The sequence below is a fragment of the Enterococcus wangshanyuanii genome (assembly GCF_002197645.1).
Taxonomy (GTDB): Bacteria; Bacillota; Bacilli; order Lactobacillales; family Enterococcaceae; genus Enterococcus_L; species Enterococcus_L wangshanyuanii.
The window spans coordinates 3,462,418-3,485,190 of record NZ_CP021874.1 but is presented as its reverse complement, the minus strand read 5'-3'; the positions used below and the strand labels follow the sequence as shown (position 1 = coordinate 3,485,190).

Annotated in this window: 23 protein-coding genes and 1 tRNA gene; 7 read left to right on the top strand and 17 right to left on the bottom strand. The window is 35.1% G+C overall.

Annotated elements, in window-relative coordinates; genetic code table 11:
* Positions 1-9: 9 nt before the first annotated feature.
* Positions 10-597 carry a peptidylprolyl isomerase gene (locus CC204_RS17360; protein ID WP_088271325.1) on the bottom strand — a complete coding sequence of 196 codons (588 nt, stop codon included), beginning with the start codon at positions 595-597 and terminating at the stop codon, positions 10-12.
* 229 nt (positions 598-826) lie between these two features.
* Between CC204_RS17360 and CC204_RS17355 the strand changes: the two genes are divergently transcribed.
* Positions 827-1,840: an NAD(P)/FAD-dependent oxidoreductase gene (locus tag CC204_RS17355; protein WP_088271324.1), complete on the top strand. Its 1,014-nt coding sequence runs from the start codon at positions 827-829 to the stop codon at positions 1,838-1,840.
* Between the two features lie 48 nt (positions 1,841-1,888).
* Here CC204_RS17355 and CC204_RS17350 read toward each other — a convergent pair whose 3' ends face one another.
* Positions 1,889-2,131, bottom strand: a complete 243-nt coding sequence (locus CC204_RS17350) for a DUF1450 domain-containing protein (protein ID WP_088271323.1) — start codon at positions 2,129-2,131, stop codon at positions 1,889-1,891.
* A gap of 85 nt (positions 2,132-2,216) precedes the next feature.
* On the opposite strand from CC204_RS17350, the gene CC204_RS17345 reads away from it, so the two are divergent.
* Positions 2,217-2,723, top strand: a complete 507-nt coding sequence (locus CC204_RS17345) for a phosphatidylglycerophosphatase A family protein (RefSeq protein ID WP_088271322.1) — start codon at positions 2,217-2,219, stop codon at positions 2,721-2,723.
* 689 nt (positions 2,724-3,412) lie between these two features.
* Here the strand turns inward: CC204_RS17345 and CC204_RS17340 are convergent.
* From CC204_RS17340 to CC204_RS17320, 5 genes are all read right to left on the bottom strand, one after another.
* Positions 3,413-4,291 carry a hypothetical protein gene (locus tag CC204_RS17340; RefSeq protein WP_088271321.1) on the bottom strand — a complete coding sequence of 293 codons (879 nt, stop codon included), beginning with the start codon at positions 4,289-4,291 and terminating at the stop codon, positions 3,413-3,415.
* A 191-nt stretch (positions 4,292-4,482) separates the two neighbouring features.
* A tRNA-Lys gene (locus tag CC204_RS17335) sits at positions 4,483-4,555 on the bottom strand.
* Positions 4,556-4,664: 109 nt separating this feature from the next.
* Complete coding sequence (locus CC204_RS17330) at positions 4,665-4,796, bottom strand: FeoB-associated Cys-rich membrane protein (RefSeq protein ID WP_088271320.1); 132 nt, start codon at positions 4,794-4,796, stop codon at positions 4,665-4,667.
* A 4-nt stretch (positions 4,797-4,800) separates the two neighbouring features.
* Positions 4,801-6,954 (bottom strand): ferrous iron transport protein B, encoded by a 2,154-nt coding sequence (gene feoB, locus CC204_RS17325; protein WP_088271319.1) that lies wholly within the window; start codon positions 6,952-6,954, stop codon positions 4,801-4,803.
* Positions 6,955-6,958: 4 nt separating this feature from the next.
* Complete coding sequence (locus CC204_RS17320; protein WP_088271318.1) at positions 6,959-7,426, bottom strand: FeoA family protein; 468 nt, start codon at positions 7,424-7,426, stop codon at positions 6,959-6,961.
* Between the two features lie 577 nt (positions 7,427-8,003).
* On the opposite strand from CC204_RS17320, the gene nrdH reads away from it, so the two are divergent.
* The 4 genes from nrdH (at position 8,004) to nrdF (ending at position 11,938) form a co-directional block, all read left to right on the top strand.
* On the top strand, positions 8,004-8,228 hold the full coding sequence (gene nrdH, locus CC204_RS17315) for a glutaredoxin-like protein NrdH (protein WP_069664941.1): 225 nt from the start codon (positions 8,004-8,006) through the stop codon (positions 8,226-8,228).
* Between the two features lies 1 nt (position 8,229).
* Entirely contained in the window at positions 8,230-8,607 is a 378-nt protein-coding gene (gene nrdI / locus CC204_RS17310; RefSeq protein ID WP_088271317.1) for a class Ib ribonucleoside-diphosphate reductase assembly flavoprotein NrdI, read from the top strand.
* Positions 8,582-10,747, top strand: a complete 2,166-nt coding sequence (gene nrdE / locus CC204_RS17305) for a class 1b ribonucleoside-diphosphate reductase subunit alpha (RefSeq protein WP_373285346.1) — start codon at positions 8,582-8,584, stop codon at positions 10,745-10,747. The genes nrdI and nrdE overlap by 26 nt, the downstream gene beginning before the upstream one ends.
* 228 nt (positions 10,748-10,975) lie before the next feature.
* Positions 10,976-11,938 (top strand): class 1b ribonucleoside-diphosphate reductase subunit beta, encoded by a 963-nt coding sequence (gene nrdF, locus CC204_RS17300; protein WP_088271316.1) that lies wholly within the window; start codon positions 10,976-10,978, stop codon positions 11,936-11,938.
* 64 nt (positions 11,939-12,002) lie between these two features.
* Here nrdF and CC204_RS17295 read toward each other — a convergent pair whose 3' ends face one another.
* Positions 12,003-13,112, bottom strand: coding sequence for an AI-2E family transporter (locus CC204_RS17295; RefSeq protein ID WP_088271315.1), 1,110 nt, complete (start codon positions 13,110-13,112; stop codon positions 12,003-12,005).
* Between the two features lie 161 nt (positions 13,113-13,273).
* Between CC204_RS17295 and CC204_RS17290 the strand changes: the two genes are divergently transcribed.
* The gene (locus CC204_RS17290) at positions 13,274-14,083 is read left to right on the top strand and encodes a DUF92 domain-containing protein (RefSeq protein ID WP_088271314.1); all 810 of its coding nucleotides are present in this window, start codon (positions 13,274-13,276) and stop codon (positions 14,081-14,083) included.
* A 93-nt stretch (positions 14,084-14,176) separates the two neighbouring features.
* Here CC204_RS17290 and CC204_RS17285 read toward each other — a convergent pair whose 3' ends face one another.
* The 9 genes from CC204_RS17285 to CC204_RS17245 form a co-directional block, all read right to left on the bottom strand.
* Positions 14,177-14,881 carry an MgtC/SapB family protein gene (locus CC204_RS17285; protein WP_088271313.1) on the bottom strand — a complete coding sequence of 235 codons (705 nt, stop codon included), beginning with the start codon at positions 14,879-14,881 and terminating at the stop codon, positions 14,177-14,179.
* A 167-nt stretch (positions 14,882-15,048) separates the two neighbouring features.
* Positions 15,049-15,750: a glucosamine-6-phosphate deaminase gene (gene nagB / locus CC204_RS17280; RefSeq protein WP_088271312.1), complete on the bottom strand. Its 702-nt coding sequence runs from the start codon at positions 15,748-15,750 to the stop codon at positions 15,049-15,051.
* Between the two features lie 129 nt (positions 15,751-15,879).
* Positions 15,880-16,998 carry an LCP family glycopolymer transferase gene (locus tag CC204_RS17275; RefSeq protein ID WP_227011191.1) on the bottom strand — a complete coding sequence of 373 codons (1,119 nt, stop codon included), beginning with the start codon at positions 16,996-16,998 and terminating at the stop codon, positions 15,880-15,882.
* Between the two features lie 167 nt (positions 16,999-17,165).
* Positions 17,166-17,564, bottom strand: a complete 399-nt coding sequence (gene tagD, locus CC204_RS17270) for a glycerol-3-phosphate cytidylyltransferase (RefSeq protein ID WP_088271311.1) — start codon at positions 17,562-17,564, stop codon at positions 17,166-17,168.
* Between the two features lie 11 nt (positions 17,565-17,575).
* Complete coding sequence (locus CC204_RS17265) at positions 17,576-18,070, bottom strand: acyltransferase (RefSeq protein ID WP_088271310.1); 495 nt, start codon at positions 18,068-18,070, stop codon at positions 17,576-17,578.
* A 47-nt stretch (positions 18,071-18,117) separates the two neighbouring features.
* Positions 18,118-19,539 (bottom strand): lipopolysaccharide biosynthesis protein, encoded by a 1,422-nt coding sequence (locus CC204_RS17260; RefSeq protein ID WP_088271309.1) that lies wholly within the window; start codon positions 19,537-19,539, stop codon positions 18,118-18,120.
* Positions 19,529-20,659, bottom strand: coding sequence for a polysaccharide pyruvyl transferase family protein (locus tag CC204_RS17255; protein ID WP_088271308.1), 1,131 nt, complete (start codon positions 20,657-20,659; stop codon positions 19,529-19,531). The genes CC204_RS17260 and CC204_RS17255 overlap by 11 nt, the downstream gene beginning before the upstream one ends.
* Positions 20,660-20,668: 9 nt before the next feature.
* Complete coding sequence (locus CC204_RS17250) at positions 20,669-21,643, bottom strand: glycosyltransferase family 2 protein (protein WP_088271307.1); 975 nt, start codon at positions 21,641-21,643, stop codon at positions 20,669-20,671.
* A gap of 18 nt (positions 21,644-21,661) precedes the next feature.
* Positions 21,662-22,747 carry an EpsG family protein gene (locus CC204_RS17245; RefSeq protein ID WP_088271306.1) on the bottom strand — a complete coding sequence of 362 codons (1,086 nt, stop codon included), beginning with the start codon at positions 22,745-22,747 and terminating at the stop codon, positions 21,662-21,664.
* Between the last annotated feature and the right edge of the window lie 26 nt (positions 22,748-22,773).

The window sequence follows — 22,773 nt, the reverse complement described above, 5'->3', positions numbered from 1 at the left end:
TTTTGTATTCTATTCGCTAATTTCTACTTTATCAATCACAACATCAAATGTTGGGCGATCTTGAGAGTCTCTTTGAACGCCGCCGATTTCATCAACAACATCCATTCCCTCTACAACATGACCGAAAACGGTATGACGGAAATCTAACCATGGTGTTCCGCCTGCTTTATAGGCTTCGATCACTTCTGTTGGAAAGCCGGCACCTTCTAATTGTCCCATCATATTTGCTGGCACATTTTGATTATTGACAATGAAGAATTGACTGCCATTGGTGTTTGGTCCGGCATTCGCCATTGACAAAGCGCCTCTTAAATTAAAGACATCTTTAGAAAATTCATCTTCAAATTTTTCGCCATAAATACTTTCGCCACCCATACCTGTTCCAGTAGGATCTCCACCTTGGATCATAAAATCAGGAATGACACGATGGAAGATCACTCCATCATAGTAGCCTTTCTTCGCTAATTGAACAAAATTTTCAACGGTCTTAGGCGCTTGTTCTGGGAATAGTTGAACTGTGATATCCCCTCTATTTGTTTTGATCACCGCTTTTGGTCCTTTAACATTTGCTAAATCTAATTGTGGAAATTCTGACATTTTATTTCCTCCTAGTGTAGTTTTTACTTCCTCATTTTATCATAATCAATGACACTTGAACATTCTATTCTCTCATCCCAATCTTTTAAGAGTTCCTTTCTTTCACAAACTTCCACTTGCTTTTTTCTGTTACAAGTGATATTTTGTGAAAAACGATATACTTTGCATTTTCGTTTTATCTTTAAAATAGATAGGAACTTTTTATAAATCGAAACAGGAGGAATTTTTAATGTCTGACGCAAAAGATATTTATGATCTAACGATTGTTGGCGCAGGGCCTGTTGGTCTTTTCGCCGCTTTTTATGCAGGAATTCGTAAAGCAAAAACGAAAATCATTGATAGTTTACCCCAAGTAGGCGGACAATTATCAACGCTTTATCCTGAAAAATATATTTATGATGTTCCTGGTTTTCCAGCTGTGAAAGCCAGTGAACTGATCGAAAATTTAGAAAAACAAATCACCCCTTTTTCTCATGATATTTGTTTGGAAGAAGAAGTACGAAATTTAGTGCAGGAAGATGGTCATCTGCGCATTGAAACGTCTAAAGGGATCCATTATTCTAAAGCAGTTATTTTTGCGATTGGAAACGGGTCGTTCCAACCAAGACGTTTAACTCTTGATGGTGCAGCAGAGCTTGAAGGAAATCATGTTCATTATTATGTGACTGATATGAATAAATTTTCTGGAAAGAAAGTTGCCATAGCTGGTGGCGGTGATTCTGCGATCGACTGGGCATTGATGTTGGAGCCCATTGCGGAACGCGTATCGATTATTCATCGACGACCAGAATTCCGCGGTCATGAGCATAGTGTAGATAATCTAAAAAATTCAGACGTTTCTATTTACACACCTTATGTGATCGATCAGCTTTTGATGGAAGACAGCTCTTTTAAAGGCATTCAGCTAAAAGAAACGAAAGCTGATAACTTTGAGAAGCTTGATTTAGATTCTTTGATCATCAATTATGGCTTCACTTCTTCATTAGGTCATTTAAAAGACTGGGGCTTGGATGTCAGTCGTAATGCGATCGAAGTCAATTCAGATATGTCGACAAATATTCCTGGCGTTTACGCTGTAGGTGATATTTGTAACTACGATGGAAAAGTAAAACTGATTGCTACAGGCTTCGGTGAAGCTCCGACTGCCGTCAATAATGCTTTGCACTTTATCAAACCTGATGCTAGAACTCAGCCAATGCACAGTACTAGTTTATTTGAAGGCAAAGAAGCAACAATGCTTTAATATAGAAAAAGGAACCGAACAGATAAATCCTGTTCGGTTCCTTTTTTATCAGCCCATTTCTTCTTGCCAAGCCACTAGAGCTTTCTTTATATTTTCAACTAATAATTCAGGAGTTTCTCCAATAATTCGTTCTCCTTCAAATAAAACGAATAACGTTTGTGCACAAAGGACACATTCATTCATACAGGAATAGGTGACGATATCACTATTTTCTTCGATAAATGGATCGCTTAGTAATAATTCTCCACCACTCGCTAAATTCTGCTCACAACATTCGATTAAGGGATTCATCGATCTTCTCCTTGCATTTTACTCTTTAGATAGTATACCATTGATGTATTCTAATTTTAAAAAAGATGAATCGGAGGTCATTATTTTGGTGATAAAAGGTGAAACTTTAGAGAAAAAAGCACGTCAGCTATTAAAAGAACGCGGTGTTGAAATGGAAGATCTAGCTGAGTTAGTATTATATCTACAAAAGCCCTATATTGAAAATCTTGATCTAAACACTTGTATTGAACATATCGATAGTGTCCTTTCGAAACGTGAAGTTCATAATACCATCATTACAGGTATTCAGTTAGATATTTTAGCTGAACAAAAAAAATTGCTTCATCCACTTCAAGAAATTATTGAAGATGATGAAGGCTTATATGGCATTGATGAAATTTTAGCTCTTTCTATTGTAAATGTTTATGGCTCGATCGGTTTTACCAACTATGGTTATATCGATAAAGTGAAGCCTGGAATCTTAGCAAAACTAAATTCTCATGAGGGGCCAGAAGTCCATACTTTCTTGGATGATATCGTTGGAGCGATCGCGGCAGCAGCAGCTAGTCGTTTGGCTCATTCGCAACCAGATAAAAGTAGAATCACACAGTAAAAAGACTCAGGTTCTCCTGTATTTAACGTCGTTTTGATTGCTTTGATAGTAATTCTTCCATTATAATAAATATAAAGTATATGATGTTTTTTATACTTCTATTTAAAGCCATCACTATAGGTTTCAAAAGTTCTTTGTGACGTATAAGCGGACACTGTTTTCAGTCATTGATTTTCTTCCCCAATAGATAAATCAACTACCTATAGTGATGAGCTTTATTTGTTTACCTTTATGCACTAACTTCTACTTTTTTAAAGATGATTAGAAGCCTTCCACTGAATAAAGATAACAAAATATGAAAAGAATAGAAGCAAAAATAAAAGCAGTGTCAGAATCTTCTCCAACACTGCTGTTTCGTTCAATAAATAAAGGCTGGCATGTCTGTGCTCTCATACATTTTAGGGGTAGATATTTTCCTAAAAATTGAGTACAATAAATCATGTCAGTGCTTTTTGCATCGACGAGGGCAACTTGATTGGTCAGTGTCTGCTGACTTTTCAGGGCTTCATAGTTTGGCTGCCACCAAATTGTGAAGTGCCTTTTTTTATTTAATTATTTTCGCTTCTATCCTGTACTTATTGTACAAGATGAGTGAATGTTTCGTCAATAATGATTCTGTTTTATTTTCCTTTTGAAACACCATTGTTCGCTTTCTACTTATAGAGGTAAATAAATGGTCTTGAACGTTTTTAACCGTTTGTTGAAACCGCCATCTTAACTGCTTGAAGTGCATCAAAATGCTTGATCGTATATACGGTCGTTCCTTCTTGCCAAACAACTGTATTGATTTGGTAACTGTCACTTGTACTGGCTGTTAAAGAAATTTGACCTAAATTTTGAGGGGCCGGCAGCATTGCTTTTTCTAAATAGGCAACTACTTCTTTTGCTAAAGGCTCTGCTACTTCTCCCCCAATATTAGAGGCACGTACAACCAAACTCCAGTTTCCCTCCTGCCAAGATAAATAGGTTGAACCGGCTGCACCTTGTTCATACCCTGTAATACCATAGCCTAAATCTATCTTATTTCCGTCAGTATCAATAATTTGCGCTACTGCTCCTGCTGCTTCTTCAGCCGAACCATAACTTTTCTTTTCAAAAGAAGCAATCGGCTGCAAGTTATTCACTTCAAGATCATTTACTGCGATCGGATGATCTTCTGCATAATATAATACTCTGAAATTAACTTGGTCCGTTGTACTAGTCGTTGCTGCTGTTAAATATTCAGCTGTTCTGCTAGTTAATAAACTTTGTGGTAAAGCATTATTTGGAAATAAGCTATTCAATTCATCAAGTACTGCTTTTGCCTGTTTTTCTGGTGTATTGCTTTGCGGCTGAGTAGCAGTTTGTGTTTCGCTTGTTTTTGTTTCAGAAGATGATGACGCTTTTATTGAACTAGAAGTTGAGGTACTTGATTTAGTCGAACTTTCTTTTGTTGTAGTTGACGCTTGGCTACTTTTCTCAGTTTGCTTTGGCGGTGTTGAACTTTCGGATGATTTTGTTTTCCCTCCACATGCAGCTAAAGAGATACCTGCTAGTACGATCAATGAATAAATGACTGTTTTTTTCATCACTTTCTCCTCCTATATTTTTCTTCAGTTTTAGTGTATCACCAAATCAGAGAATACTCACTTTATACGATTTTTGAAAAAAAGAATGCGAGTAGAAATGCTCGAGTAAACAAAAAAAGAGAACGCGTATTACATCTTCGAAACGTCCTAAAACGCCGATGTAATACCATTCTCGTGGGTTTGGCACCCGATGGGTCGTAAGGGGCTCGAACCCATGACCCGCTGATTAAGAGTCAGCTGCTCTACCAACTGAGCTAACGACCCAAATGTTTAGTACTTAAATATTGTAGCACTTGCTTGTTGTTTGTTCAAGTGAAAAAATACGACACAACAAAAGAAATGACCGTTCCATTTCTTTCATTGTGTCGTCTGATTAATTTTCCTGTTCTTTTTTCACTGGACAAGTCGTATGACAATCATCGCAACTCTTTCCAGTTTTTATACGAGAATAGATAATATACCCCGCACCACCAAAAATCGCTACTGCTAAAATAAATGTTGCCATGTTCCTACCCTCTTTCTAATGTTGCCATTGTAATGACCGGTTCTTCTTTGACTTTCGGCTTTCTAAATAGATAATAGCTCATGATGAATACTAATAAAATGGCACTAAAGAATCCTGCACCTATCGAACCATTTTCAAAAATGACATGTCCAACTTGATAGATAATAAAGCTGACAACATAAGCCAGTCCACACTGATAGCCAATTGCGCCCCATGTCCACTTCCAATCGCCCATTTCCCGACGGATCGCACCAATCGCAGCAAAACAAGGCGCACATAATAAGTTGAAAACTAAGAATGAATAGGCTGCAACTGGGGTAAAGGCTGCTTGTAGCGCTGACCAAACTTCGACACCATTTTCTGATACTTCACTCAAATGACCAAATAGGATCCCAAATGTGCCAATCACATTTTCCTTCGCTACTAATCCAGTAATCGTTGCAACGGCTCCTTGCCAAGTACCCCAACCAAGTGGCGCAAATAACGGCGCAATCACTTTTCCTAGGTTAGCTAAAATACTTTGGTCTTCTGCTGCTTGCTGCAACGTAAATGTATAAGTTGATGTAAACCAAATAATAATGCTCATCACAAAAATGATCGTACCAGCTTTTTTGACAAATGATTTACTACGATCGTATGCATGTCTCAAAACACCTCTTAGTTGAGGCATGTGATACGCAGGAAGTTCCATGATAAATGGTGCCGGATCACCAGAAAATGAACGTGTTTTTTTCAAAGCGATACCAGACAATACAATTGCCGCGATTCCAATGAAGTAGGCAGAAGGCGATACCCAGCTGCTCTTTGGAAAAAATGCTCCAGCAATCAAAGCGATGATCGGTAATTTTGCTGAGCAAGGCATAAAGGTCGTTACCATGATCGTCATCTTACGGTCTTTTTCATTTTCGATCGTTCGGCTGGCCATAACTCCTGGAACGCCACAACCTGTAGCGATCAGCATAGGAATAAATGATTTCCCTGATAAGCCGAATTTTCTAAACAAACGATCCATCACAAATGCGATACGTGCCATATATCCGCAGTCTTCTAAAAAGCCCAAACATAAAAACAATACGATCAATTGCGGTAGAAAACCTAAAACAGCTCCTACTCCTGCGATGATCCCATCTAAAATCAAGCTTTGCATCCAAGGCGCTACCTGTAAGCTCTCTAACCAACTTGCTACATTCGTTGGTACGATATTTCCAAACAACTCATCATTGATCCAGTCTGTTCCCATCGTCCCCACTGTTTGAATCGCTAAATAATAAACAAACCACATAATAACTGCAAAAATCGGTAAAGCTAACCAGCGATTCGTTACGATTCGATCGATTTTATCACTTGTATTGAAAGATACTTCATTTTTTTCAATCGCACAAAGAGTAGTTAAGCGCGTAATAAATTCATAGCGTTCATTGATCACGATCGATTCGCTATCATCGCTGAAAATTTGTTCTGTGATTTTGATGATATCTTCGATTTCTTTTTTCTGTAAGTCACTCAAGTTTAGTTGTGCAGCTGCTTGGGTGTCACGTTCAAATAATTTAACACTGTACCAGCGGGCCTGTTTTTTCATCACACTATCTCCTAGGACGTCTACGATTTCATTCAAGGCCGCTTCTAGTCGATTATCGTATGTTGGGTAATTAAGTTCAGGTGGAAAAACTTCTTGAACTTTCCCTGCTTTTTTCATTAGTTCATCGAGTCCGCGATTTTTCAAAGCACTGATCCCAACGACATCGATCCCTAGCCCATAAGCTAATTTTTCGATATTGATCTTTTTACTAGTCTTGTCCAAAATATCCATCATATTCAATCCGATAACAACTGGAATCCCTGTTTCCATCAATTGGGTCGTCAGATAAAGGTTTCGTTCTAAATTGGTTGCATCGACAATATTAACGATCACATCAGGAGAACCGCTAAGCAAATAGTCTCTAGCAACAACTTCTTCTGGCGTATAAGGGGAAAGGGAATAGATACCAGGCAGATCCTGAATCGTGATCGCTTTGTCTTTTTTCATCTTTCCTTCTTTGCGTTCAACTGTAACTCCCGGCCAATTCCCTACATATTGATTTGCCCCAGTCAATGCATTAAAAGCAGTTGTTTTCCCGCTATTAGGATTTCCTGTCAGAGCAATATGCTGTTCTTTCATCTCCTTACCCCACTTTCTGTACTAAAACTAATTCCGCTTCATTTTTCCTCAACGTCAACTCATAGCCACGAAGGTTGATTTCGATTGGATCTCCTAATGGAGCCATTTTTCTAACGAATAGATCCACACCTTTAGTCAATCCCATATCCATCAAACGTCGCTTTACAGCTCCCTGCCCGTGAATCCCTACAACGCGTGCCCTTTCACCAACAGACAACTGATCTAATGACACCCAATTTTCTTCCTCTGTATTTTTTTCTACTATTGTAATTTGTTTTAATACAGATACATTGATCGCGATTCGGCTATTGTGTAAAAGGACGATTCCATTCTCAGCGGAAAAGTTCAGCAACACTACTTTGCCGCCTGGCACAAGGCCAAGATTGTTCAAGTGCTTCTTTGCAAATCCTTCTGCCTGGATCTCGTCGATCATATAAACCCTGTTCAATTTTGCCTGTGCCAATGTCAACATTGTGTAGCCTCCCTTAATTTAAAAGCGGAACAAATCGTTTGATCCTGTAGAAAATTAGGAAATTGATATTGAGACGTTTTTTGTCTCACTGGCAATTTATCTATTTTCCGAAGGATCGATTTGTGTAGCTGGATAACATACATTCATCAATATCACTCACGATATATATTATTGTGAAAAAGTTTCATTTATCTCTTCAATGATATTGATAATCGTTCTCATTAAGTATACCTGTTTGTGAGGTTTAAATCAATGTTCTTTCTACCTATAGGAAGAAAATAATTGACCCTCCTATTCTCCAAAATATTTCTAGTGTGCTTCATTTTGATCACCCCCTATATCTTGTGTTTCTCTCATTAAAAATCCCATCGAAAAATTTAATAAATTTCTTTTTTGAACACAAAAATCGGCATAATAGTCGTACAAAACTAGAGAATACGAGCTTTCATATTCTTTTCAAAAACACAAAACATGGTATTCAGCAAAAAAACAACCACAATATGTAGTGCCTAAGTGTTGACTTTTTCCCAGAGAGATTTATACTAGTGAATGTAAACTAATTGAGGGGGAATTAAAAATGAACGTAAAAATCTTTTCTAAAAATAATTGTATCCAATGTAAAATGGCAAAACGCTTTTTGAGCGAAAATAATATAGCATTCGAAGAAGTAAATATCGATATCCAACCAGATGCGATCGACTGGTTAAAAGAACAAGGATTCCAAAGTGTTCCGGTTATCACTTCTGACGCTGCTACAGTTGTAGGATTCCGTCCAGATCAACTAAAAAACTTGGCTAGCTAGAATGAAACTCGTTTATTTTACCGTTACCGGACAAACCAGACGATTTATTAAAAAATTGGATTTGCCAGCTTATGAAATTGAGCCTGCGAATCCTTTTTTTGAGATAAATGAGCCTTTTATTCTGGTGGTTCCAACCTATGATGCTGATATCACTGAAGTTATCAATGATTTTCTCGACCATCATGAGAACAAAGAACATTTGATAGGTGTTGCCGGCAGCGGCAATCGTAACTTTGCCGAATTATTTGTTTATACAGCCAAAGATATTGCACGTGATTATGGCGTTCCATTATTATTTGCTTTCGAATTTAGCGGCACGAATGAAGATGTAGAATCCTTTAAGAAAGTAGTGAATGAACTTGAGTCTAAAAGAAATTAAAGAAGTTAGTTATTTTAAACTAAACAATGAGATCAATCGTCCTGTAAATGGACAAATTCCTTTGCACAAAGATAAAGAAGCTTTGGCCGCATTTTTTAAGGAAAATGTTGAACCAAATACAAGAACCTTCAATACAGTAGAAGAAAAGATCAACTACTTGATCGATAATGACTATTTAGAAACTGCCTTTATTCAAAAATATTCAATGGCTTTTATTGAAAAATTATATGCATTTCTTGATGAACAAAAGTTTGAATTCAAATCGTTTATGGCAGCTTACAAGTTCTATTCACAATATGCACTTAAAAATAATGCTGGAACCGAGTATCTAGAAAGCTATGAAGACCGCGTTGCTTTCAACGCATTATATTTTGCCGATGGCAATGAAGAGTTAGCCATGGTTTTAGCAGATGAAATGATTCATCAACGTTATCAACCAGCGACACCTTCTTTCTTAAATGCCGGGCGTAAACGACGTGGGGAATTAGTTTCTTGTTTCTTGATCCAAGTTACAGATGATATGAACAGCATCGGTCGTTCGATCAACTCAGCTTTACAATTGTCAAGAATTGGCGGTGGTGTTGGTATTACATTAGCCAATCTTCGTGAAGCAGGCGCTCCGATCAAAGGCTATGAAGGCGCAGCTAGTGGCGTGGTTCCCGTAATGAAATTGTTCGAAGATAGCTTCAGCTATTCCAATCAATTAGGTCAACGTCAAGGTGCTGGCGTGGTTTACTTAAACGTGTTCCATCCAGATATCGAAATGTTCCTTTCTACAAAGAAAGAAAACGCAGATGAAAAAGTCCGTGTAAAAACCTTATCTTTAGGTGTTGTTGTTCCAGATAAATTTTATGAACTAGCACGTAAAAATGAAGATATGTATTTATTCAGTCCTTATAGTGTCGAAAAAGAATATGGTGTTCCCTTCTCTTACGTAGATATTACAAAAGAATACGATAACTTGGTAGCAAACCCTAACATTCGTAAACGTAAAATCAAAGCGCGTGATTTAGAAAATGAAATTTCTAAACTGCAACAAGAATCAGGATATCCTTATATCATCAATATCGATACAGCCAATAGAAGCAACCCTGCTTATGGCAAAATCATCATGAGTAACTTATGTTCAGAAATCCTGCAAGTTCAAACGCCTTCTATTTTAAATGGCAAACAAGAATATGAACAGCTCGGCACGGATATCAGCTGTAACTTAGGTTCTACAAATATCGTTAATTTGATGGATAGTCCAGATTTTGGTAAATCCGTTCGTGCAATGACTCGTGCCTTAACTTTTGTAACAGATGCTTCTGATATCGATGTCGTTCCTTCTATTCAAAACGGTAATCGTTTAAGTCATACAATTGGACTAGGAGCGATGGGTCTGCATACTTTCTTTGCGAAAAATCATATGGAGTATGGCTCTAAAGACTCTTTGGACTTTACTAATGTTTATTTCACACTGCTGAACTACTGGACATTAGTTGAAAGTAACAATATCGCCAAAGAATACAAACAATCCTTCCATAATTTTGAAAAATCAGATTATGCGAATGGGTCATACTTTGATAAATATATTGAGGGAGACTTCACTCCACAATCAGATAAAGTCAAAGAAATTTTCAAAGATATTTTTGTTCCGACTGCTTCTGACTGGGCAGCATTACGTGATGCGGTCAAACAAGATGGTTTGTATCACCAAAATCGTTTAGCTGTTGCACCGAATGGTTCGATCTCTTATATCAATGATACAAGTGCCAGCATCCATCCGATCACGCGAATGATCGAAGAACGCCAAGAAAAGAAAATTGGAAAAATTTATTATCCTGCTCCTTATCTAGCAAATGATACGATTCCATATTATACTTCTGCGTACGATATGGATATGCGTAAAGTCATCGACGTTTATGCAACAGCACAGCAACACGTCGATCAAGGAATGAGCTTAACTCTGTTTATGCGTTCTGAAATTCCTGAGGGACTTTATGAATGGAAAGATACACCAAAACAAACAACACGTGATTTGAATATTTTACGTCACTATGCTTTCCATAAAGGAGTAAAATCAATCTATTACGTACGAACATTTACTGATGATGCAGAAGAAATCGGCAGCAATCAATGTGAAAGTTGTGTAATCTAACTTAAATTGGTTTAGAGGCTGAGATAAAAGTGTTTAGCTCTGAGAAATAAGAAGGAATTCACGAAATTACTTTTCAAATTTTTGTGAGTTTCGGCTTATTTCCAAAAGAGCCGCTTTTTTCTCGCCGTTTATTCGAGTTTAGAGAGCGAATCAAAACTAATTTTTAGTTTTGTCCCGCTCTCTATGTTCATGGGTTAAACAGTCATTCGGTAATTAGGAGGAAAATAAATGGCAACATATTATGAAGCGATCAACTGGAATGCAATCGAAGACGTGATCGATAAATCAACTTGGGAAAAACTAACAGAACAATTTTGGCTTGATACACGTATCCCCTTGTCAAACGACTTGGATGATTGGAGAACTCTCTCTGACTTGGAAAAGACAACTGTAGGATATGTTTTCGGCGGTTTAACCTTGCTTGATACGGTTCAATCTGAAAGTGGTATGGATCAATTAAGAAAAGATATTCGTACGCCTCATGAAGAAGCTGTGCTGAATAACATCCAATTTATGGAATCTGTTCATGCGAAAAGCTATTCTTCGATCTTTAGTACATTGAATACTAAAAAAGAAATCGATGATATTTTCGAATGGACGAACACCAACGTCTACTTACAAACAAAAGCTGAAAAAATCAATGAAATCTACAAAAATGGCACACCGTTAGAAAAGAAAGTTGCTAGTGTGTTCTTAGAAACCTTCTTATTCTATTCTGGTTTTTATACTCCTCTTTATTATCTAGGCAATAATAAACTAGCCAACGTTGCTGAAATCATTAAATTGATCATTCGTGATGAATCTGTGCATGGCACCTATATCGGTTATAAATTCCAACTAGGCTTTAATGAACTGTCAGAAGAAGAACAAAACGAATTAAAGGATTGGATGTATAATCTTCTTTATGAACTATACGAAAATGAAGAACGCTATACAGAAGAGCTTTATGATGAATTAGGCTGGACAGAGGAAGTCAAAACTTTCTTGCGCTATAATGCTAATAAAGCGTTGATGAATCTTGGTATGGATCCATTATTTGCTGATACAGCAAACGATGTAAATCCAATTGTCATGAATGGTATTTCTACTGGAACAAGTAACCATGACTTCTTCTCACAAGTTGGTAATGGCTATCTATTAGGAACCGTTGAAGCAATGAAAGATGACGATTATTTGATTGGTATGGAATAATTAAATAAAACAAAAAAAGGATCAGCGATAACATTTTATGTTGTCGCTGATCCTTTTTCTTTTATCATTCATCCGAGAGCTGAGTCCTCTCTTCTTTTCGAATGTTATAAATTTTAACGATGTTGACTACTAAAGTTTTAATCACAGCATACACCGGAATACAAATCAGCATTCCAATGATCCCGCCCACACTTCCAGCTGCAATCAATACAAGAATGATCGTCAGTGGATGGATGTTCATTGATTTACCCATCAGTAAAGGTTTGATCAGATTACCATCTAACTGCTGAATGACAAGAATCGACAACATCATATATAACGCTTGCCAAGGTGAAATGAAAAAGCCAACAAGCACCGCTGGAACAGCACCTATGAATGGACCTACATAAGGAATAATATTGGTAACTCCGCAAAAGACAGCAAGTAGTAAACTGTACGGTTGTTTAAAAATCGTCATTGCTATAAAACTTAAACCTCCAATGATCAAAGCATCTAAAACCGTACTGCTGATATAAGCTGACAATGTTTGATTCATTTCTCTTACTGTTTGACGAAGCTCTGTTCTGATGCTTGTAGGAAAGAAATGGGATAATGCATCTAAAAACTTATGGCCATCCTTAAACATAAAAAATAAAATAAAGGGTACTGTAAAAAGTAAAATAAAGAATTTCATCAACATTCCAACGATTTTCGATAAACTACTCGTCACTCCTACGATCGCGAAATTCAGAATATTTGTAATTGTAATATTCGCTTTATCTAATTGATCCTGAATATTGAACCCTTTGATTTCTTCTAAATCGCCAAGCTCTGTCAACCAACGATTCATTTCCTCCGCATATCCTGGAAGCGACTGCGTTAGGTCCACAAATTGCTTGACCAATTGAGGAACAACGTTCATGATCACAAGAGCAATCAAGACAACTAAAACGAAAAAAGAAAGCAAAAAACCAACAAGTCTAGGAACTTTATGTTTCTCAAGAAATACAACGATTGGATCAAACATATAATACAAAAAGCCAGCAATCAACAACGGCATAAAAACAGCGGAAATCATTCCTAATACCGGACTAAAAACATTCGGCATCCTTAATAAAAAGTAAACACCAATAATCGTCAAAACAACTTCTGTTGTCCAAAATAGTAACTTTGACTGCTTAAAAAGAGAACCCATACACAACCTCCAATAATTTAGCTATTTCTATTTTATCATTCTTTTTAAGCATAAAAAATAATTTTTTTATAGCTATCGTTTCCTAATAAAATATTTTTGTCTATTCATTTAATCATCCTTCTGATTTCATGATATACTTGTTTTGTTTTAGGAGGAAGTATATGACTATTTTGACTTATAAATTACTACTTGGCTTTTTCGGCAGCAGTCTCATTGCTTTTTTTTCCTATGTCTATCAATTACTCACACAATCCGGTGTTTTTTCCCTGATTTTGATCGGAACCTTGGTTTGTGGTTTTGGCAGTTGGCCAACTTGGATCCTTTTGATCCTACTTTTTGGCAGCTCTGGATGTATCAATTTTATAAAAAAGGCAGCTTCACTTGCTGACAAAGATATTATAAGTGAAAAAAACGCGCAAAGAGATGGTTGGCAAATACTGGCAAACGGCCTTCCTGCTGTTGTTTCATTGATTCTTTTTTATTACACGAATAATCGTTTATTTTTGATTGGTTATGTTAGCGCCATATCAGGTGCAGCAGCAGATACCTGGGCGTCTGAGATTGGCATTTTAAGTAAGTCCCCTCCTTTTTCCATTCTCACATTTAAACCGATTCCTTCCGGCTTATCTGGAGGTATTTCGTTCCTAGGTACTTTTGCATCTATTCTTGGGAGTCTTCTAATTTCTATTACGTTCTGGTTGCTTTATGATTCTGATATTGCTTTTACCGCGAATTTTGTATTTGTTCCCATCATTTGCGGCTTTGTTCATTCATTGATCGACAGTTTTTTAGGCGCGGCGTTTCAAGTAAAATACAGATGCTCTATTTGCGGTCAAGTGACCGAGCGTAGTGAACATCAGCAGCAACCAACAACTAAAATCAGTGGAATTTCCTGGCTAAACAACGATTGGGTGAATGTTATCAGTGGATGTCTCACTGTTCTTTTGAGCTGGTTTCTTCTTTCTTTTTGATGTCTATAAATCACCTAAAAATAATTTTTACCCCCAAAAACTGGATCGCATCTCTAGTTTTTGGGGGGTATTCATATTTATAGCTAAAATAAGTTAAATACTAACCAAACGTAATTTCGTTATATTTTTATAAATCGATAAATCTTCGATCACCTCAGCATACGTCATTCCTTTAGGTAGATCGATCGTATAAATATTGGTATAGATTTGGTCATCACCAACCAATAATACACTGAAGTTCACATCTTCGATTTCAATTTTATGCTCCTCAAAATAACGATTGATAAACTCCTTCGTTTCTTGTTTATGAAGATATCGAATCTCTAATTTTTTTGTTGTAGGAACATGGATCACTCTTCTAACTAAGGTCAGAGCAATGAAAATTCCAATAAAGCTGGTGATCGCAATCGCATAATAGCCCATGCCGATCGAAATACCTAGTCCTGCAACAGCCCAAAGTGAAGCAGCTGTTGTTAAGCCTGTTACCGATTGTTTCGTTACAATAATCGTTCCTGCACCTAAAAAGCCAATGCCGCTAACAACTTGAGCAATCAATCGAGCTTGATCCGAACGAATCACACCACTTAATTCTGGATGATTCATCGCATCTTCTAGCGCACTGGCTGCAATCTCGACTTGAATCAAGGCAATGATCGTCGCTCCCATACAAACTAAAATATGTGTGCGCATTCCTGCTGGCCGATTTTTATACTGTCGTTCAAAACCAATCACACCACCGATCAACATCGCCAAGCTCAAGCGCACGATAATCTCTTGAATTGTTAAATGTACATCCATTTTGCTCATTCCTCCTATTGTTCTCCCTTCCATTATAGCACTAAATCTAGGTCAGTTTTCTCATACTTAAAAACAAAAAATACGAGACAAAACTAAATATTAGTTTTGTCTCGCACTCTAATGACTCGAATCTAATCGAATTTTGTCTCAACCTTATTTTCTATTGATTATAATTTGCTCGCTGCTGCTTCGTCTACGATCACTACAACATCTGCATGGTTTTGTAACGCACTCGCTGGTAAATCTACTGAAATAGGTCCGTTGATCATTCCTTTGATTGCATCAGCTTTTGCTTCGCCATAAGCGATCAAAATCATTTTTTTGCCTTTCATGATTGAACCAATTCCCATTGATACAGCGCGTGTAGGTACATCTTCAACTTTTTCAAAATTACGTTTGTTCGCATTGATTGTTGATTCTGTCAATTCAACTACATGAGTTAAACTATCTAATGGTGTTCCTGGTTCATTGAAACCAATATGTCCGTTTTGACCAATTCCTAAAATTTGGATATCGATCGGATGGCTGTCAATGATACTTTCGTAATGAGCACATTCTGCTTCTAAATCTGCTGCTTTACCGTTCGGTACATACGTTTCTTTAAATGGCTTTTTGTTAAATAGCTGATCATTCATAAAGTAGCGGTAACTTTGATCATCGTCTCCACCCAAACCAACATATTCATCTAAATTTACAGAAACCATATCTGAAAAATCTAAGTCACTTGAAGTCATTTCTTTATATAATGTTTCCGGTGTGCTGCCTGTCGCAAGACCTAAAACTTTCGCTCCATTGTCCATACCTGCTTTAATTAACTCAAATGCTTTTTTTCCGCCTTCTTCGGCGTTTGCTACTTTAATAATTTCCATCGAAATTGCTCCCTCGTCTTTGTTTATTTGGTATAGTCCAATTATAACACCCTCTAAAAAGGATTTCTAGTAAAAATATACAAAAATAAAAAAAACTTCCAACCTTTATTAGGCTAGAAGTTTTTCTAATTAGTAATTTCCAGTATATTGCTCAGTTCCTTCAGCATTTGGATCAGTATAAGTTCCGCCGCCAGTCATATCATTGGCTGCAACATCTTGACCATAACCATAAGTAGCAGCTGCATCAGCTGTACCTGACCCATAATCCCCTGCACCACCTATATAATTATTGTAGTTTGCAGTATCTTTGGCCTGCATCTCTTTATTTTCTGGTTGACCTAACTGTGCACGTAAATCTGTTTGTGTTTTATACAGTTTTTCCGGATCTAGAATCTGATAGTAAATACCACCAATTTCTTGTCCTTCCCCTTCTAATTGAAGAGAATCAATATTGCTAAAGGCAGGCATATATTTCTTCTGAATATCTACCATATTATCCCATGTTAAATCTGTTTTTACGTTATCTTGTACGGCATTCAAAATTTGTTTATATTTCGTCAAACCATCTAAACTGATTATCTTGTTCACGATTTTTTCAACTACCTCACGCTGACGTCGCTGACGTCCGATATCCCCTTCAGGATCCTCTTCACGCATTCGAGCATAAGCTAAACCAGTTTCGCTATCAAGCTTAATATGACCTTTCGGAACCGTAATACCATCTAATGTAAACTCAAATGGATTATCCACTTCGATACCACCTACAGCATCGATCAGATCTTTTAAGCCTTTCATATTGATCGATACATAGTTATCGATTGGAATATCCAGTAAATTTTCTACTGTATCAATCGCCATCTTCGCACCGCCAAATGCATAAGCATGGTTCAGTTTATCTTCTGTACCATAGCCAACAATCTCAGTTAAAATATCTCTGTCTAAGCTGATCATTGTTGATTTTTTTTCTTTCGGATTAATAGTAACTACCATTGTTGTATCAGAACGACCTTGTTCTGTCCGCCCTAGATCTCCCGTATCGATTCCCATCAATAAAACGGAGAAAGGTTCCTGTGCATCAATATTCACGGCAGTTTCTCTGCGTTTTGAGGTTCGATCGATCGACTCATACACACCTTCAACTGTACCGCTAGCATCGGAATACATTTTAATTCCATAAGCACAAATACCGGCAACTGAAACAAGTACTAATCCTAAAGCAGTTAGTATTACTTTTTTCCATAGGTTCATAAGACACTTCCTCATTTTTTGCAAGAATAATTCATGAAATCTATTTTCTCACAATTTCAATCATGTCGCAACATTTTTGAAGATTTGGCATGATAACTTAATGTAAATGTAAGATAAGGAGTGCTCAAACAACTTATTTTTAAAAAGGGGATGTATCTTTAACAATCTTAATCTACGCCTAAATCTTTCTTTATCTGAGTCGTTGAAATTTCAGGAGTCCTAGTTACATAGACTACTTTAGCATCCGTTTGCTCGGAAATGAAATCAAATGAACCCTTCCAATCATCTCCCATAACAAAAGTATCGATGTGATATTTTGCAATATCTAATACCTTTTGATCCCAAGAATCTTCCGGGATAACTAAATCAACATATCTTATCGCTTCAAGCAACTGCTTTCTCTTCTCGTATGAAAAATAGCATTTTTTCTTCTTTTCACACCAATTGAATTCATCAGTGGATAAGGCTACAATTAAATAGTCTCCATATTCTTTCGCACGTTTTAAAAGATTGATATGCCCATAATGCAATAAATCAAACGTTCCATAAGTGATAACTCTTCTCATAATAGCTCCTTTTAGTCAAATGTTTTTATTCTTCTTGCAGGTACTCCTACATATAAGCCATTTTCCTCAGTATTTTTGTTTACAACAGAACCTGCAGCTATAACACAACCTTTAGAAATAGTCACACCAGGAAGTATTACAACATTTGCCCCTATCCAACACCCATCTTCTATTTCAATTTTTTTTACATATGATTTCCCAGCTCTTCTATGAGCACTACCAATATCATGAGAAATTGCACACAAATTTACATTCATTGCAATCATCACTTCATTTCCAATAACAATTTCGGCGTTATAACCTCCATCATGAAATTGACAAAAGCGATTAACAAAGCTATTTTTACCAATACTTACATTATTTGTATCAAAAAAAATATCAGACATGATTCTACTTGAGGATTCTATTTTCATACCACATATTCTTAGAAATATTCGTCTAACTTTTTTAGGCATAATAGATGTACCAGCAACTTTGTTAGTCAAGAACCTTTCAAAAGATCTCATTCTCTCACCTCAAAATACTTACTTTTGTTTCATGATATTTCACAATGTTACTTATCAATACTAATTTTCTTAAAGAATAATTTTAAATAATTGTTAATTTCAAGAACTAATCTTTTAACGTTCATTCTATTCAACATTAATACACTACAAACAAGCATCCATTCTAAAATGAGTAATATCCATGAATCAAAAATAAACATCAATATTATCTGCAAAATTAAAACTAAGTTATTTCCAACAAAGTTAAACCAGTCTATTTTCGTTTCAATATACTTTTTTGTATCGTAGAGACGTATTAGCCACATTACAAAAAAGCTAATGGTTGAAGCAACACCTGCTCCTATCAATCCAATGACAGGAATTAATAAAAAATTTAAAATTAGAGATATTCCTGCGCCTATTATAGAAGAAGTAAACACGCCTTTAGTCTTTTTTGCAGCAATATAGTTTGTTCCTAAAAAACTAGAAAAACTAGAATATAGAACAGCTAAAACTAAAATTGGAGCGACTTGCCAGCTAATAAAATAAGATTGTTGTATTAAAAATCTTAATGTAGGTTTCAATACACTAAATAGCAAAGCAACGCAAATAAATAGTACCTGATAATAAAATGTAAATGTATTCGAATAAAATGTTGACTTATCTTTAGCATCAAATTCTTCTATTGCTGAAAGCTGCCAAGCCTGTGAAAAAATAGTTGTTACTGTTGAAATCAAAGCTGGGATTTTACTTGCTACTGCATAAATACCATTTGCAGAAGTACCAATATAAAATAAAATGAAATACCTTGTTGAACTATTTATAAGCCACCACATAATCATATTAGGAATCAGAGGCGCCGAATAATTCAACATTGTTTTGACAAGTTTACTGTCAAAGAGTTTAAAACTAAGGTAACGCTTCAACTTCCCAGCTACAATCAGATAGATAAGAGAAGCAATATTGGCAAATATTAAAGATAATATATAACCATCTATCCCTAATTTAAAATAGATGAGTAATACTATATTAGATAATACTGTTATAAGCGTCATAAGTATTCCATTGAATGCATACAGCTTTACTTTACCAATTCCTCGAACAAATTGTGAAAAAAGAACTTGGTAGGATTGTAATATCAACAGAAAGATGAAATAGAGCCATAATTTTTTTGTATTGAATATTCCACCTATGACCAAAAGACAAAACGCAATGATTGAAATCACTATTACTGAACTGCTTAGGATTGCTTGTTCATTATCATTTTTATCCATAACAAATCTCAATACAGCCTCAGATAGACTCAACGTGAGGACTGGTAAAAATAGACTAACAGTGGTTGTAAGCAAATCGATTTGACCATATTCCTGTGTCGTCAGTGCATATGTATAAACAGGAACAAATATAATATTTATTATTTTGCTTCCAAAATTGCCAATCGCAAAAATTGCAGAGTTACCAAGTAACTTTTTATACTTATTATTCTCCATTTTTTGTTACCATACCTTCATGCTCACTTACAAACTTAAACTGGTCTGATGAAGATTCTGAGAGTTTAGACAACCTCTCTTTTGAAATAGTTGTGAAGCGTTGCTCGATTTCTTCAAAAGTCAGAGAAGAAAAACTATCTATATCACAGTATTCTTGCTCCTTATTTAACTCTGAAATCACTATTTCTGTTTTTTTAGAGTATGAAACTACAAATGTTGGTATTCTATAGAGCCATCCTAATACCATTCCGTGAAAACGTGTTGCTACAATCTTTTTTGCACGTCCAATTACTTCCAAAGATTCATCTATTTTGCGGTGGTGGAACACAGTAACGCGTTCAGCTACACTTTGAGGTAACTGCTTTTTGATTCTTTCAATAGCAAGATCATCTTCTTCAAAATTGCAAAAAGACATTAGTACCACATGCTTTTTCATTTCTATATATCTTTGAATTATTTCAGACATCTTTTTTTCATATTCATTTACCTTCAATTTTAACCTTTCTGATCGGTTTGCTTTGTTTGTTGATAAATTAATAACAGATATCAGGATGTATTCTTCATCTTCATTTATCATTTCAATTGAAGAATTTGTTCTTAAAGATAAAATAGCATCCGGCGAAACATTGATTTCTTTAATCTCTGGAAACAATTGTTTAGAATACTGATCTCGGAAAGAGATAGTTTTAATTGAATTGAATAAGTTCCTATAAGAATCCAAAAAGAAAGTAGAACTATAAGGACCAAAGTTACTTCCAATAACATAATAGTCTTGCATATGATCATTAATAAATGTTCTACGGCGAATTTTTTTTTGCCAATTTACATCTTGCATAAAAATCGATCCGCCAATTTCTATATATTGCTTAAATAAAAATGCTGTATAAAAGTCTGAAATTAAGGGTAACCCTAAATTCGTCAAAATTTTATTGGCAACCTTAATCATAAAATTGCTATTTGAAATGAGTCTCAAATTTTTTACACCAGAAAAAACAGGCATATACTCTTTATCAATAAATGTATAAAATATACTGTCAGGAAATTTTTCACACAAAATTTTTAAAAATAAATCATCACCTAAATTATTTTTCCAGTAACCTGATACCATGTATTTTTCCATTATTTTCTCCTAAAATAGATTAATCAATTTCCATATAATCCTTTGTTTACAAAATAACAATTTAGCTTTATCCTTTATTGAATCAAGTTGACTAAACCTTATAGTACTTAATAATTCCGAAATATAAGGTAATGAAAAAAAATCAGCAAGCATTTTATATTTGCTTTTATCACTATTTTCTTTAACTAAAATCAACGCTTCTGCAAAAATAATATTCGTATAATAGGTTTGTTCATTCAATAACCTTAGTTGTCGTTCTCTCAAAAATGTTTGTCTCATTTTCATCACATCTATTTTATCTTTAATTTTTTGTTCACCTTGAAATTTTGACATTGCTGATCCAGATCTATGAATAACATAGTTGTATAATGGTTCTTCATAAAAAACTACTTTATCTAAAACAGCATACAATTCGTAATTAAAAAATGCATCTTCACCAATCTTTCTATCCGAGAAAGAAAGATTATATTTTAATATAAAATCTCTTTTATATAATTTATTCCACAATGAATTCATGTCGATAATCTCAGTATACTTAGTAAAATGCGCAATAAAGTGTTGATTTTCTATCTCAAAAGCTCTTTCTTTGACAGAGCATACTTTAAATAGCTGATCATTTTTGATCATTTTATAACCGAAGATAACTAAATTGCTTTCATATTCATCTGCAATTGCAACAACTTTTTCAAGAAGTTCCCTTTCCATATAATCATCTGCATCAAAAAAATAAACATATTGCCCCTTAGCAAGAGAAAGTCCAGTATTCCTAGCAGCACTAACTCCCTGATTAATTTGATCAACGACTTTTATCCTTGAGTCTTTATGTGCAGCTTCTAGTAGTATAGATAGACTCATATCTGTAGAGCCATCATTTATAATTATCAATTCAAAATCGGAGAATGTTTGAGTAAGTACTGAAGACAGGGATTTAAATAAATATTTATCTACATTGTAAACAGGCATGATAATCGATACTTTTACCATAAAATCCTCCTATGATCGTTAATTAAAAATGGATTGATAGGGGAATGTTTCGCCTATATTACCAATTATGAATAATCTATGGAACAAAACTCCATACACAACTAATATTGCTATAACAAAACACCATTTAATAATTCTGCTATTTATCCTCTTAAAAAAATAAGGAACTGATAAAATTTGACCAATCATAAACATATACATCAATCTCTCATAGTTAGGCACAACATCTGAAACAAGAGTAATTGCAAAAGCGATAAACTGTAATTGAAGATATAAATCACCTGTACTTGAAAATTCCGTTCTATTTTTTATCAATAAGAAAAGAAGTAAAATCAAACTATTGGCTATAAGAAACATCCAGCCTATTTGATTACTGTCCAATAGAGTCCCAAACTGATTGTTATAGAAATTGAATTTATTCGATATAGCTAAGATAATTGAACGAAAAAGTGTTTTAAACACATACAAACCAATAGAAAAAATAGCTATTTGTTTCCAACTTAACTTTATTTTCTTCAAAAAGAGAAGAGCAAAATAAATAATTGATGTTTTATGAAAAAGAGTCGCAACTATTATCCAAAATATATATTTCCTGTTTTCCTTCCTAACTAAATAGTGTATGGAGAACAGAAAAATAGAAATAGCTATTGATTGTCTCATAATATTCATTGAATAGTTAAAAAATCCAGAACCAAAAAGAACTATAATACTTATCCAATAATTTTTTGAATCCCTTATAATTGCTACTAGGGTAAATAAGATGATGATTACATGAGTAATAACAAAAATCCACTGGTAATTTCCAAAAGAATTTCCCAAGTGAATGACACCTTTATATAAAAACTCTACTGAATTAGGGATCCCCTGCAGTACTTCAGGTATCTGTTTACTTAAATAAACAGAATAATCAGTACCTACACGGTATCGAATTGCTGGAGCAACAACCAAAACTATATATAAAATGCATGTTAAAAAAGCTAGTAAAAAAAAACTCTTTTTTACTCTAATAGTTCCTTCTGAATCTTTTTGAAAATAACTATCTCTATGCGATATTTCCATCAAAAATGCTAGTAATAAAGAAGAGAAAAAAATTATTGTATACACATAGTCACCTCTTGAAAAGCTGTCAA